This is a genomic window from Dietzia maris (assembly GCF_014144855.1).
Taxonomy (GTDB): Bacteria; Actinomycetota; Actinomycetes; order Mycobacteriales; family Mycobacteriaceae; genus Dietzia; species Dietzia kunjamensis.
Map to the genome: position 1 here is coordinate 1 of NZ_JAALDN010000131.1, position 12,650 is coordinate 12,650.

At 70.1% G+C, this 12,650-nt stretch carries 11 protein-coding genes and 1 pseudogene; 9 read left to right on the plus strand and 3 right to left on the minus strand.

The annotated features are described in order from the left end of the window. The 3 genes and pseudogenes from G6024_RS05025 to G6024_RS05035 form a co-directional block, all read left to right on the plus strand. Positions 1 to 292, plus strand: a pseudogene (locus tag G6024_RS05025) (regulatory protein RecX); the annotation flags it as partial. Positions 293 to 318: 26 nt separating this feature from the next. Next, on the plus strand, positions 319 to 1,890 hold the full coding sequence (miaB, locus tag G6024_RS05030) for a tRNA (N6-isopentenyl adenosine(37)-C2)-methylthiotransferase MiaB (RefSeq protein ID WP_159148216.1): 1,572 nt from the start codon (positions 319 to 321) through the stop codon (positions 1,888 to 1,890). Then, positions 1,878 to 2,459, plus strand: coding sequence for an Rv2732c family membrane protein (locus G6024_RS05035; RefSeq protein WP_096905355.1), 582 nt, complete (start codon positions 1,878 to 1,880; stop codon positions 2,457 to 2,459). The genes miaB and G6024_RS05035 overlap by 13 nt, the downstream gene beginning before the upstream one ends. A gap of 156 nt (positions 2,460 to 2,615) precedes the next feature. On the opposite strand, the gene G6024_RS05040 is transcribed toward G6024_RS05035, so the two are convergent. Next, positions 2,616 to 4,004, minus strand: a complete 1,389-nt coding sequence (locus G6024_RS05040; protein WP_159148210.1) for a DUF349 domain-containing protein — start codon at positions 4,002 to 4,004, stop codon at positions 2,616 to 2,618. Between the two features lie 198 nt (positions 4,005 to 4,202). Here G6024_RS05040 and G6024_RS05045 point away from each other — a divergent pair, with 198 nt between their 5' ends. Genes G6024_RS05045 through G6024_RS05055 form a run of 3 tightly spaced genes read left to right on the plus strand, consistent with a single transcriptional unit; the run spans position 4,203 to position 6,627 of the window. Continuing rightward, on the plus strand, positions 4,203 to 4,934 hold the full coding sequence (locus G6024_RS05045) for a class III extradiol ring-cleavage dioxygenase family protein (protein ID WP_182640318.1): 732 nt from the start codon (positions 4,203 to 4,205) through the stop codon (positions 4,932 to 4,934). Beyond that, on the plus strand, positions 4,931 to 5,884 hold the full coding sequence (miaA, locus tag G6024_RS05050; RefSeq protein WP_159148211.1) for a tRNA (adenosine(37)-N6)-dimethylallyltransferase MiaA: 954 nt from the start codon (positions 4,931 to 4,933) through the stop codon (positions 5,882 to 5,884). Before G6024_RS05045 ends, miaA begins: the two co-directional genes overlap by 4 nt. After that, the gene (locus G6024_RS05055) at positions 5,881 to 6,627 is read left to right on the plus strand and encodes an IclR family transcriptional regulator (RefSeq protein ID WP_159148212.1); all 747 of its coding nucleotides are present in this window, start codon (positions 5,881 to 5,883) and stop codon (positions 6,625 to 6,627) included. The genes miaA and G6024_RS05055 overlap by 4 nt, the downstream gene beginning before the upstream one ends. Positions 6,628 to 6,829: 202 nt before the next feature. Here G6024_RS05055 and G6024_RS05060 read toward each other — a convergent pair whose 3' ends face one another. After that, entirely contained in the window at positions 6,830 to 9,010 is a 2,181-nt protein-coding gene (locus tag G6024_RS05060; RefSeq protein WP_159148213.1) for a malate synthase G, read from the minus strand. Between the two features lie 119 nt (positions 9,011 to 9,129). Between G6024_RS05060 and dapF the strand changes: the two genes are divergently transcribed. Both dapF and hflX read left to right on the plus strand, forming a co-directional pair. Beyond that, a complete protein-coding gene (dapF, locus tag G6024_RS05065) occupies positions 9,130 to 10,020 on the plus strand; it encodes a diaminopimelate epimerase (protein ID WP_159148214.1) in 891 nt (296 codons plus the stop codon). Positions 10,021 to 10,072: 52 nt separating this feature from the next. After that, a complete protein-coding gene (hflX, locus tag G6024_RS05070) occupies positions 10,073 to 11,521 on the plus strand; it encodes a GTPase HflX (RefSeq protein ID WP_159148215.1) in 1,449 nt (482 codons plus the stop codon). A gap of 39 nt (positions 11,522 to 11,560) precedes the next feature. Here hflX and lexA read toward each other — a convergent pair whose 3' ends face one another. Continuing rightward, on the minus strand, positions 11,561 to 12,271 hold the full coding sequence (gene lexA / locus G6024_RS05075) for a transcriptional repressor LexA (protein WP_371517770.1): 711 nt from the start codon (positions 12,269 to 12,271) through the stop codon (positions 11,561 to 11,563). Positions 12,272 to 12,460: 189 nt separating this feature from the next. Here lexA and G6024_RS16375 point away from each other — a divergent pair. Then, a partial coding sequence (locus G6024_RS16375) for a hypothetical protein (RefSeq protein WP_206680997.1) occupies positions 12,461 to 12,650 on the plus strand: 190 nt, incomplete at its 3' end.

Below are 12,650 nucleotides of genomic sequence, written 5' to 3' on the forward strand. Positions count from 1 at the left end.
GAGACGCCGCGGCCGTTCGCGCGGCGTCCTCGAGCGTGAGCTGCGGGACAAGGGCGTGGCCGAGGCGCACATCGCCCGGGCGGTCGGCGAGATCGACGAGTCGGATGACCGCCGGCAGGCCGCCGAACTGGTTCGCGGTCGGCTGGATCGCCGGCCGCGCGCCGCTCTGTCCGGGCCGGACGTGCAGGGCGAGCGGCGCAGGCTCATCGCGTTCCTGGCCCGGCGGGGTTATCCGACGGGGTTGGCCGTGAAAGTCGTGGACGCCGAATTGGCGGCCCACGCATCGCCCTGAGTACCCTGGCCTGCGTGGATACTCTCGTGACCGACCTGCAGGCGGCGGCGCAGGACGCGCATGCCGAGGGCGACGCCCGCCGGACCTACCAGGTTCGCACCTTCGGATGTCAGATGAACGTCCATGACTCCGAGCGTCTGTCCGGGGTCCTCGACGCCGCGGGGTACGTCCCCTTCGTGGGCGACGCCGATCCGGCCGGAGGTCACCTTCCCGATCTGGTCGTGTTCAACACCTGCGCGGTCCGGGAGAACGCCGATAACCGGCTCTACGGCACCCTCGGTCATCTGCGGCCGTGGAAGGACTCGAACCCCCGCCTGCAGATCGCCGTCGGGGGGTGCCTCGCGCAGAAGGACAAGGACGTCGTCGTCTCCCGCGCACCGTGGGTCGACGTCGTGTTCGGCACCCACAACCTCGGACACCTGCCGACGCTCCTCGACCGCTCCCGCCACAACGAGCGGGCCGAGGTGGAGATCGCCGACTCCCTGCAGCACTTCCCCTCGACCCTGCCCGCCACCCGCGAGTCCTCGTACGCCGGGTGGGTCTCGGTGTCCGTGGGATGCAACAACACCTGCACGTTCTGCATCGTTCCGTCCCTGCGCGGCAAGGAGGTCGATCGTCGGCCCGGCGAGGTACTGGCCGAGGTGCAGGCGCTCGCCGACGAGGGCGTACTCGAGGTCACGCTGCTCGGCCAGAACGTCAACGCGTACGGGCGGTCCTTCCACGACCCCGACGAGCCCTCTGATAAGGGAGCCTTCGCCTCACTATTGCGGGCGGCCGGCCGGGTCGAGGGGATCGAACGGATCCGCTTCACCTCGCCGCACCCGGCGGAGTTCACCGACGACGTGATCGAGGCCATGGCCTCCACACCCACCGTCTGCCCGCAACTGCACATGCCGCTGCAGTCCGGGTCCGACCGCGTCCTGCGCGCCATGCGACGCTCCTACCGGTCCGAGCGCTTCCTCGGGATCATCGAGCGCGTCCGCGCGGCCATGCCGCACGCGGCCATCACCACCGACATCATCGTCGGGTTCCCCGGTGAGACCGAGGAGGACTTCCAGGCCACCCTCGACGTGGTCGAGAAGGCGCGGTTCTCCAGCGCGTTCACCTTCCAGTACTCGCCCCGCCCGGGGACCCCCGCGGCCACCATGGAGGACCAGATCCCCAAGACCGTGGTCCAGGAACGCTACGAGCGGCTGATCGAGCTCCAGGAGCGCATCACGCTCGAGGAGAACCAGAAGCAGGTCGGGCGCGTCGTCGAGCTCCTCGTGACCGCCGACGAGGGCCGCAAGGACGCGGCCACCGCCCGGATGACGGGCCGGGCCCGCGACGGTCGGCTCGTACACTTCGCCCCCATCGGCGACCACGCCGACCGGGTGCGTCCGGGAGATGTGGTGACCACCCGCGTCACCGCCGCGGCCCCGCACCACCTGCTCGCCGATGACGGGGTGCTCAGCCACCGAGCAACCCGGGCCGGCGATCGTCACGAGGCGGGCCACAAGCCCGAGACCCCGCCCATCGGGGTCGGGCTCGGGCTTCCTACGCTCCGGCGCGACACCGTCAGCGCCCCAGTCACCACCGAGAAGGGATGCCCCACGTGAGCACCGACGAGCGCCCCGATCCGATCGCGGGGATCATGGAAGTCACCCGGAACGCGGAATCGGAGATGCGGGACCGTGACCGCGTCCTCGGGCGCACCCTCGTGATCGGGCGGGCCTACCTGGCGTCCGCCGTCCTCATCGTGCTGTTGGCCGTGGCCCTGGCCCTGCCGCACAGCGAGGGGGTGCGGGGACTCGACGTCCTGTTCTTCACCGACGTGGCGCGTGAGCAGTACACGACCCTGCCGTCCCATCTGTTCGTCCTGCTGTACTCCGTGGGCACCATCGCGTTCGGGGCAGCGATGATCATGACGCAGAAGTGGTGGGCCGCCGGGATCGCCTGGAGCGCGACGTGCGTGTCCGCCGTGTACGGCGTGCTGGCGATCTGGCTCCGCCAGTCCGGTCGCGGCCCCAATCCCGATGTGCAGGACTTCGGCGGGCCCGGCATCGGCCTCTACGTCAGTGAGATCATCGTGTTCGCTCTGGTGATCACGCTGGCGAGTGTGCTGTGGGCGCGGACCCCGGAGCAGATCACGCTCGAGGAGAACGCCCGTCACGGAGACGGGCGCTGAACCGACCTCCCGGACGTCGCGCCGTCTGATGACCGGCGCGAGAAGAGCCCGGCCCCGTCGTGACGGGCCGGGCTCTTCTCGTCTGCGGGTTCTCGTCGCCCGTCGGCGGGTGGCCGCAGGTGGGGTGCGTCAGCGGGTGGCCGCCGGTGGGGCGCGTCAGCGGGTGTCGACCGCCTTCTCGGCTGCCTCCGCCCACTCCTTCCACTGGGCGGCCTGGGCCCGTGCGCTCTCGGCGTCCTTGTTCTTGCCCGCAGCGTCCGCCTTCGCGGCCTGCTCCTCGAAGTCATGGACCCGGTCCCAGAACTGGCCGGCGCGGGCCTTGGCCTCCGGGTCGGTACGACGCCATTCCGTGTCCGCCGCATCGGCGACACGCTTCTCCAGGGCCCGAATACGCCCCTCCAGCTGACCCATCCGCTCGCGCGGGACCTTGCCGATCTCCTCCCACCGCGACTGCAGCTGCCGAAGAGCGGACCGGGCGGCGCCCAGGTCGGCCGCAGGATCGATCCGGCCCTCGTACTCGGCGAGCAGGGCCTCCTTGGCCTGGGCGTTGGTCTCGAACTCGGCGTCCCGTTCCGCAGCGGCGGCGTGGCGGGCGTCGAAGAACGTGTCCTGGGCCGCCTTGAACCGCTTCCACAGGGCCTCATCGGCATCCCGCGGGGCCCGGCCGGCGGCCTTCCACTCGTCCATGAGACGACGGAACGCCGTGGCCGTGTCGTTCCAGTCGGTGGACCCGGACAGGGCCTCCGCCCTCTCCACCAGGTCCTCCTTGACCTTCTTGACCGAGGCGCGGTTGCGGTCCAGTTCGGCGAAGTGCGAGCCCCGGCGACGGTTGAACGCCTCCCGGGCCTTGGAGAACCTCTTCCACAGGGCGTCGTCCGTCTTGCGGTCGATACCCCGGATCGTCTTCCACTCCTCGAGGATCTCGCGCAGACGGTCCCCGGCGGACTTCCACTGAGTCGACGACGCCCCGATCTCCTCGGCCTCGTCCGCCAACGCCTCCTTCCGGGCGATCGCGGCCGCCCGCTGCTCGTCCTTGCGCTGCTTCGACACGGCCTCGACCTCGCCGGAACGCTCGATCACCGCAGCCACACGCGCGGCGAGAGAATCGAGATCGCCCACGGCGGCGGCGGTGGGGATCTGTTCCGCCAGGGTCTCCGCCGAGGCGCGGGTCTTCCTGGCGTCCTGCGGATGGGACTCGAGACGGGTCTCGAGCAGAGCGACCTCGGCGGCGAGGTCATCGAAGCGCAGACCGAAGTGCGCGAGGCCCTCCTCGGGAGCACCGGCCTGCCACGACCCGACCTGACGCTCACCGTCGGAGGTCCGGACGAACACCGCGCCCGACTCGTCGACGCGACCCCACTGCGACGGGTCCGAGGCGCGCGTGACCCCTGGGGTACCCGCGGGGGTCGGCCGCGGTGCCACCTTGCGTGCCAGCGCGGCGGGGGATGGCGCACCCGGCCTCGGACCGGGGATCGGGGTCGCTCCGCCCGAACTCGCTCCGCCCGAACTCGATCCGCCCTGGGCGGTGGGTGACTGCTCGGTCATGTCGTCCTCGTTTCCTTCTGCCGCGTGTCACGGCACCATCACCGGGATCGCACCGGTCATCGCCTCGCCGCCCCGTTTCGAGGAGACGGCATCCTCCTAGTGTGTACCAACCTCCGCCCGGGTGTCCGGCGTATCCCCGCGGTATCCCCGGACGGGTCCGTTCCGCGGTGTCGGGGGCGGTCAGTAGGGTTTCCGGGTGTGAGCCCCTCTGTCGTCCTGGTCCCCGGAGCGCCGGTCCTCGTGCCGGAGCTGTCCGGCTCTGCGGTCGCCGAGACCGAGAGCGGGGTGGCCGCGATATGCGAGATGCTCCGCCGGGCCGGGCGCGGCGCTGCACGGGTCGTCGTCCTGGGGACCGACCGCGCGGGCAGAGGTCTCGGGGACATGCGCTCCTCGCTCTCCAGGTGGGGGGTCGACGTGCCCGTGGGTCCGCCCGGTTCCCCGCCGGCGCCGCAGGGGGCGGTTCCCGACCCGGCGTTGATCGCCTGGTGGCTGCTCGACCTGGCGGGTATCGACCTCCCGAGGAGGTTCATCGGCGTGACCGGGGGAGCGCAGCCCACCCCCACGCCGGTGTCGGACGACCTCGTCGTCGTCGTCGCCGACGGCCCCGCCTCCCTCACTCCGCGAGCTCCCGTCCCCGAGGATCCCCGCGGTATCGCCCTCGACGAGGAGCTGACCCGATGGCTGCGCAGCTCCGGCGAGCTCCCGGACCCCGGCGAGCCGGTGGCCGACGAGATCGGCTGGTGGAGCCGGCCCGCGTGGCGCGTCCTGGCGGACCTCGTCGCGGACCGCACGGCTGTCGAGGCCCTGTCCTGGGCGCCATTCGGGGTGGGGTATCACAGCGCGTGGTGGCCACCGGAGGCCGCCGCGAATGCCACGGTGGTCGTCGACGCGCCGGCCGCCACTCCCGGCGAACCCGGGGCACCGTCATGACCGGGCGTGTTCCCGTCGCCGTGATGGGGCCGACCGGGACGGGGAAGTCCGAGCTGGCGCTCGGCCTCGCCGAGCGACTCGGCGGGGAGATCGTCAACTGCGACGCCATGCAGCAGTACCGCGGGATGGACATCGGGACCGCCAAGCTCGCGCCGGCTCAGCGGCGCGGGATCCCGCACCACCGGCTCGACGTGCTGGACGTCACCGAGACCGCCAGTGTCGCGGACTTCCGTACCGAGGCGGAACGTGAGATCTCCGAGATCCGCGATCGCGGCCACGTGCCGATCCTGTGCGGGGGGTCGATGATGTACATCCAGGCGCTCGTGGACGGGTGGTCGATACCGGACACGGACCCGGAGGTCCGGGCCCATTACGAACGTCGCCTCGAACAGATCGGGGTGCAGGCCCTGCACGCCGAACTCGCCGAGGTGGACCCCGAGGCCGCGCAGACCATCCTCCCCAGCGACCCCAGGCGCACCGTGCGCGCGTTGGAGGTCGTGGAACTCACCGGGAAGCCGTTCTCCGCCTCCCGACCGACGATCGGGGAGCCGCGCTGGGGCACGCGCATGCTGGGCCTGCGCTGCGGTCTGCCGGAACTGGACGAGAGGCTGACGACGCGTACGGCCGCGATGTTCGCCGACGGGCTCGTCCCGGAGGTCCGCCGGCTCGTGGGAGTCGGACTGCTCCGGGGCGTTACCGCACGACGCGCGATCGGTTACGCCCAGGTGCTCGACGAGATGGACGCACAGCAGCGGATCGACGACGCCGGGGCGGCCCGCGCCGAGGAACGGACGGTGATCGGGACCCGCCGCTACGTCCGGCGCCAGCGGTCATGGTTCGGCCGGGATCACCGGATCCGATGGATCGACACCGACACCCACGGACGCGACGCCCACACACCCCGCCCGCTCGAGGCCGCGCTGGGGATCCTCGGGGAGGGCCGACCGTGAGCAGCCCCGGATCCGGGCGCCCGCGGGTCCAGTCCGTCGACCGGGCCTTCGACCTACTCGACGCGCTGAGCATCCGCGGGGGCCGGGCGAGCCTCGGGGACCTGGTCTCCGACACGGGCCTGGCGGCCGCCACCGTCCACAGGCTGTGCGGCACCCTCGCGGAGAGCGGTCACCTCCGGCGCGACGCGGGCCGCGACTATCTGCTGGGACCGCGTCTCCAGCGGATAGGCGACGTCGCCGGACGCGCCACCGCGTCCTGGGCCGTGCCGGTGCTCACCGCAGTGGTCGAGGGCACCGGGGAGACCGCCAACCTCGCCGTCCGGGAGGGCGACGGGGTCGTCTACCTCGCCCAGGTGCCGTCCCCACACTCGATGCGGATGTTCACCGAGGTGGGACGACGGGTGGACGTGCACTGCACCGCGGTGGGCAAGGCCCTGGTCGCGGGCGACGACGACGACGAGGTCCGCAGCATGCTCGACAGGGCGGGCATGCGCCGCTTCACCGACTCGACCATCGTCGACCCCGACAGATTGATCGAGGAGCTGCGTGTGGTGCGACAGGCGGGGTTCGCCACCGATGAGTCCGAGCAGGAGGAGGGCGTCCGCTGCGTCGCCATCGCGGTGGGTACCGGGGACGCCGCCTTCGCGGTGTCGGCATCCGGGCCCGAGGCCAGGTTCACGCGCGATCGCCGCGACGCCGCCGTCGCGATCCTTCGTGCGGCCGTGGCCGGGCTCGTCCCCTGACCTCCCGCCCTCGAGCGTGCCCACCCGCCGGAGCCCACGGGACCCTGGGCCGGACGCCATCGGGCCCGGAGCCGGACGCTTCTGGCCGTGACAGCGACGAATCCGCCACCCACCGCCCGGATCCGGCCCCACTGGCGCGGGATCGGAGGTCGGGCGGAGGTGGCGGATTCCGCGGCGGGTCGGCGGGTCGGCCGGCGCCGGTCTAGCCCGCGTTGGCGGCCTTGAATTCGCGACGACGGCGATGCAGGATCGGCTCGGTGTAACCCGACGGCTGCCTGGTGCCCTCGAGAATCAGTTCCCGGGCCGCCTGCCAGGCGATGGACTTCTCGAAGTCCGGTGCCATGTTCCGGTAGGCGTCGTCGCCGGCGTTCTGTTTGTCGACGATCTCGGCCATCCGGCGCAGCGAATCCTCGACGTCGTCGGCGGTGATGATGTCGTGGCGGATCCAGTTGGCCAGCATCTGCGAGGAGATCCGCAGGGTGGCGCGGTCCTCCATGAGGTTGACGTCGTGGATGTCCGGCACCTTCGAGACACCGATTCCCTGCTCGACCCACCGCACGACGTAACCGAGGATGGTCTGGCAGGAATTGTCGACCTCCTCCTTCTTCTCCTCGTCCGTCCAGTCCGTGGAGGGGGCCAGGGGGACGGTGAGGATGTCGTCGACACTCGCGCGGGCACCCCCGGCGAGGAGTTCCTCCTGACGCGTCATGACGTTGACCCGGTGGTAGTGGGTGGCGTGCAGCGTGGCGCCGGTCGGGGAGGGCACCCACGCGGTGTTGGCGCCGGCCCGGGGCTGGCCGATCTTCTCGGCGAGCATCTCGGCCATGAGGTCGGTCTTGGCCCACATGCCCTTGCCGATCTGGGCGCGGCCACGCAGGCCACACGCCAGACCCGTGTCGACGTTGAAGTCCTCGTAGGCGTTCATCCACCGGGCGCCCTTCATCTCGCCCTTGCGGATCATCGGCCCGGCCTCCATGGAGGTGTGGATCTCGTCGCCGGTCCGGTCGAGGAAGCCGGTGTTGATGAACACGACTCGTTCGGTGGCCTCGGCGATGCAGGCGGCGAGGTTGACCGAGGTGCGACGCTCCTCGTCCATGATGCCCACCTTGAGGGTGTTCTCGGGCAGCCCGAGGAGCTTCTCGACACGACCGAACAGCTCGGTGGTGAACGCGACCTCCTCCGGCCCGTGCTGCTTGGGCTTCACGATGTAGATCGACCCGTGTCGGCTGTTCCGGCGCTCGTTGCCCTCGGCGATCCCGTGCATGCCGGCGAGCGAGGTGACCAGTGCGTCGAGGATGCCCTCGGGCATCTCGTTGCCGTCCGCGTCGAGCACGGCCGGGTTGGTCATCAGGTGGCCGACGTTACGCACGAACAGCATCGAGCGGCCGTGGAGACGGACCTCACCCGAACCGTCGGGCGCGGTGAAGACCCGGTCGTCGTTGAGGACACGGGTGAAGGTCTTGTCGCCCTTGGTGATCTCCTCGGACAGGTCTCCCTTCATGAGCCCCAGCCAGTTGCTGTAGCCCTGGGTCTTGTCCTCGGCGTCGACGGCGGCGACCGAGTCCTCGAAATCCATGATGGTGGAGACGGCGGACTCCAGGACGACGTCCTTGACGCCGGCGCCGTCGGTCGAGCCGATGGGGGAGTCCGGGTCGATCTGGATCTCGATGTGCAGACCGTTGTTGCACAGCAGGACCGAGGACGGGCTCGCGGGCTCGCCGAGGTAGCCCACGAACTTCTCCGGGGCCGCCAACCGGGCGGTCGACCCGTCGGACACGGTCACCTGCAGGCCTCCGTCGACCACGGCGTAGGCCGTGGAGCCCACGTGGCTGCCCGACGCCAGCGGTGCGGCGTCGTCGAGGAACTCACGGGCCCAGTCGATGACCTTGTCGCCGCGGACCTTGTTGTACCCCGAGCCCTGCTCGGCGCCGTCGGACTCCGGGATCGCATCGGTGCCGTAGAGGGCGTCGTAGAGCGAACCCCAGCGGGCGTTACCCGCGTTGATCGCGAACCGGGCGTTCATGACCGGCACGACGAGCTGCGGGCCGGCGACCGTGGCGATCTCCGCGTCGACGTTCTCGGTCGTGACGGAGACGGACTCGGGCTCGGGAACCAGGTACCCGATCTCCTGCAGGAACGCCTTGTAGACGCCCGGGTCGATCGGCGCCGGGTTCTCGTGGTGCCAGGCGTCGATCCGGGACTGCAACCGGTCGCGGGTGTCGAGCAGTTCGCGATTGCGGGGGGACAGCTCGGTGAAGATCTCGGAGGCGCCCGCCCAGAACGCGTCGGGATCGACCCCGGTGCCCGGGATCGCCTGGGAGTTGACGAAGTCGTACAGGACCTCGTCGACCTGGATTCCGCCGACAGTGATGCGTTCGGACATCGATGCTCTCCTGGAGGTAGGGGACCGTTCTCCAAGTCGACTCTAGTGGGCGTACCGTCCGGCATCATCCGACATTTCCACAGTGCGGAACGGTCCCCGCCGGCGAGTACGATTTCGTCATGACTTCGACGCGCCAGGCCTCGCAGCCCGACGGTATCGCCTTCCTCAAGGGCCACGGCACCCTCAACGACTTCGTGATCCTCCCGGACGATCAGGCCGACCTGGACCTCGACGTGGACCTCGTACGAGCACTGTGCGATCGGCGTGGCGGAATCGGCGCCGACGGAGTCCTGCGGATCGCGACCGCCGGAGCCCTCGTTGACCGCGGCGTGCTCGCGACCCTGCCGCCCGGCGTGGACGGTGCGGACTGGTTCATGGACTACCGCAACGCCGATGGTTCCATCGCGGAGATGTGCGGCAACGGGGTCCGGGTCTTCGCCCACGCCCTCGTCGGGACCGGGAGAGCGGAGGCCGGCTCGATCCCGGTGGGCACGCGGTCAGGGGCCCGCCCCGCCGAGGTCCTCTCACACTCGGGTGATGACGCGGTGGTGCGGGTGGACATGGGGGAGCCGCGTCTGCTGGGTCTGTCCTCGGCGGAGGTCGGTGGCCGGACCTTCGCGGGACTCGCCGTCGACATGGGCAATCCGCACCTCGCCTGTGTGGTCCCCGATCTGGACGCCGCGGGCCTCGCCGGGCTGCCGGTGCAGGAGGGCCCGGTGTATGACCGGGACTTCTTCCCCGACGGCGTCAACGTCGAGATCGCCACCCCGATGGTGGACGGTCGGGTCTCCATGCGGGTCCACGAGCGGGGATCAGGGGAGACCATGTCCTGCGGAACCGGAATCGTCGCGACCGCGGTCGCCGCGCTGGCCGACTCGGGGGAGGCGACGGGCGACGTCGTCGTGGTGGTCCCCGGCGGCGAGGTGGAGGTCTCACTCACCGAGGCCGGGTCCTCGCTCACCGGGCCGTCCACACTCGTCGCCCGCGGTCATTACCACCGTGGTCGGTAGCACACCGTCTCGCACGGGACACCGGGGGCCCGGTGTGAGAAGATGAACCCGAATGACTACTGATCACACGGCCGCTGACCGGCCGACACGCGACCTCGATCCGTCCATCGGTGATTTCCAGCTCGAGGAGAGATCCTCGATGCGCCGGGTGGCGGGGCTCTCCACCGAACTCCAGGACGTCAACGACGCCGAGTACCGCCAGCTCCGACTCGAACGGGTCGTGCTCGTCGGTGTCTGGACCGAAGGGTCCGCCGCGCAGGCGGACGCCGCGATGGACGAGCTCGCCCAGCTCGCCGAGACCGCGGGATCGGAAGTGTGCGACGCGCTCATCCAGCGCCGCGACAAGCCCGATGCCGCCACATACATCGGGTCGGGCAAGGTCAGCGTCCTCAAGGACGTGATCGCCGCGACCGGCGCGGACACCGTCATCTGCGACGGCGAACTCACCCCGGGACAGTTGCTCGCGCTGGAGAAGGCGGTCAACGTGAAGGTCATCGACCGTACCGCGCTGATCCTCGACATCTTCGCGCAGCACGCCACCAGCCGTGAGGGCAAGGCCCAGGTGACCCTCGCCCAGATGGAGTACATGCTCCCCCGTCTGCGTGGGTGGGGCGAGTCGCTGTCGCGCCAGGCGGGCGGTCGTGCCGGGAGCAACGGCGGCGTCGGTCTCCGTGGCCCGGGTGAGACCAAGATCGAGACCGATCGGCGTCGGATCCGCGAGCGGATGGCCCGTCTGCGCCGGGACATCAAGGGGATGAAGCAGGCCCGGGACACCAAACGGCACCGACGGCGTTCCACTCCGGTGCCGTCCATCGCCATCGCCGGCTACACGAACGCCGGGAAGTCGAGCCTGCTCAACAGGATCACCGGAGCCGGCGTCCTGGTTCAGAACGCCCTGTTCGCCACACTCGACCCGACGACGCGCAAGGCCGAGTTGCCTGACGGCAGAGCAGTCGTCTTCACGGACACCGTGGGATTCGTCCGACACCTGCCGACCCAGTTGGTCGAGGCGTTCAGGTCCACACTGGAAGAGGTCGTCGACTCCGAGTTGCTCCTCCACGTCGTGGATGGTTCGGATGCCTTCCCGCTCCGCCAGATCGAGGCGGTGCGCAAGGTGATCAACGAGGTGGTCGAGGAGCAGAACGCGGAGCGGCCTCGGGAACTCCTGGTGATCAACAAGACCGACGCCGCGGATCCCGTGGTCCTCACCGAGTTGCACCACGCGCTGCCCGACGCCGTGTTCGTCTCGGCGGTCACCGGGCAGGGTGTCGACGAACTCCTCGAGCGAATCACGCAGATCGTCGCCTCCGGGGACACCGAGGTGACCCTGTCCGTCCCGTACTCCCGCGGGGACGTGGTGTCGCGGGTCCACGCCGAGGGCGCGGTGGTCGAGGAGGAACACACCCAGGACGGAACCCGGCTGGTGGTCCGCCTGCCCGCGTCCGTGGCCGGCGAACTCGACGAGTTCGCCGCCCGCGGTCCACATGACGGCGCCGCCTGACCCCTTCGGGGACGGGCGGCGCGTCGTTCGAACCGGGACTCAGAGTTTCCGGAACACTGTCACGACCTTGCCGAGGATCGTCGCGTGCTCGCCCGGAATCGGGCTGAACGACGGATTGTGGGGCAGCAACCAGACTCCGCTCGAGTCGTTCCGGAAAGTCTTGACCGTCGCCTCCCCGTCGATCATGGCGGCGACGATCTCCCCGTTGTCCGCGACGTTCTGCCGCCTGACCACCACGTAGTCGCCATCGCAGATGGCGGCGTCGATCATCGACTCGCCCACGACCTTGAGCATGAACAGGTCACCTGATCCGACGAGGTCCGACGGCAGGGGGAAGATCTCCTCGACGGCTTGCTCCGCGAGGATGGGCCCGCCCGCCGCGATCCGGCCGAGCACGGGGACGTAGACGGGTTCGACCGCGCCGCCCGGACGCTGGGGCTCCGGAGCAGGTGACCGACGGCCCCGTGACTTCTGCCCCGGGACACCGTGGACATCGACCGCCCGCGGCTTGTGCGGATCCCGCGTCAGGAAGCCCTTCTTCTCCAGCGTGCGGAGTTGATGCGCCACCGACGACGTGGACTGCAAGCCGACCGCGTCCCCGATCTCGCGGATGCTCGGCGGATAGCCACGCTCCTTGACGGTGTCGTGGATGTGGAGCAGAACGCTCTTCTGTCGGTCCGTCAGTGACTCGAAATCGGGCTTCGGCATCTCGTGTGGTCCCTTCGGCGAATGGATGTTCGACGCTGTGATCTGTCTACACCCTAGTGCCACGGGCTGCGGCGCGCCACACACGTGTTCGAAGAAATTCCTCCGTGGATCGTGACTGTGTCGGAGTCGCGTGATACAACTCTAGGGGAGTTCGGATTCGAACATATGTACTGAGAAACACATACAGGTGTGCGAATCACGATCGCACACCGTATCGAGTAGGGAGCCACCATGACCGTTGTCGAGCTTCAGTCCCACCCACGTCCGGCCGCGCGGTGGACCGAGGTCTGCCCCGACGACCATCGTGGACGGGTCGCGCACCTCGACCGGCCCGGTGACGTGTCGGCGCGGTCCACCCGTGCGCCGCGACGCCCCCTGGCCCGACCGGAGGGCAGCCGGCCCGCCGTCACGTCCTCGCGTG

What these genes read in the sequence shown, in the direction of transcription:
- G6024_RS05035 (WP_096905355.1), top strand. Translation starts at nt 1,878, where the DNA reads ATGCCCCACGTGAGCACCGACGAGCGCCCCGATCCGATCGCGGGGATC.
- G6024_RS05040 (WP_159148210.1), bottom strand. Translation starts at nt 4,004, where the DNA reads ATGACCGAGCAGTCACCCACCGCCCAGGGCGGATCGAGTTCGGGCGGA.
- miaA (WP_159148211.1), top strand. Translation starts at nt 4,931, where the DNA reads ATGACCGGGCGTGTTCCCGTCGCCGTGATGGGGCCGACCGGGACGGGG.
- G6024_RS05060 (WP_159148213.1), bottom strand. Translation starts at nt 9,010, where the DNA reads ATGTCCGAACGCATCACTGTCGGCGGAATCCAGGTCGACGAGGTCCTG.
- dapF (WP_159148214.1), top strand. Translation starts at nt 9,130, where the DNA reads ATGACTTCGACGCGCCAGGCCTCGCAGCCCGACGGTATCGCCTTCCTC.
- hflX (WP_159148215.1), top strand. Translation starts at nt 10,073, where the DNA reads ATGACTACTGATCACACGGCCGCTGACCGGCCGACACGCGACCTCGAT.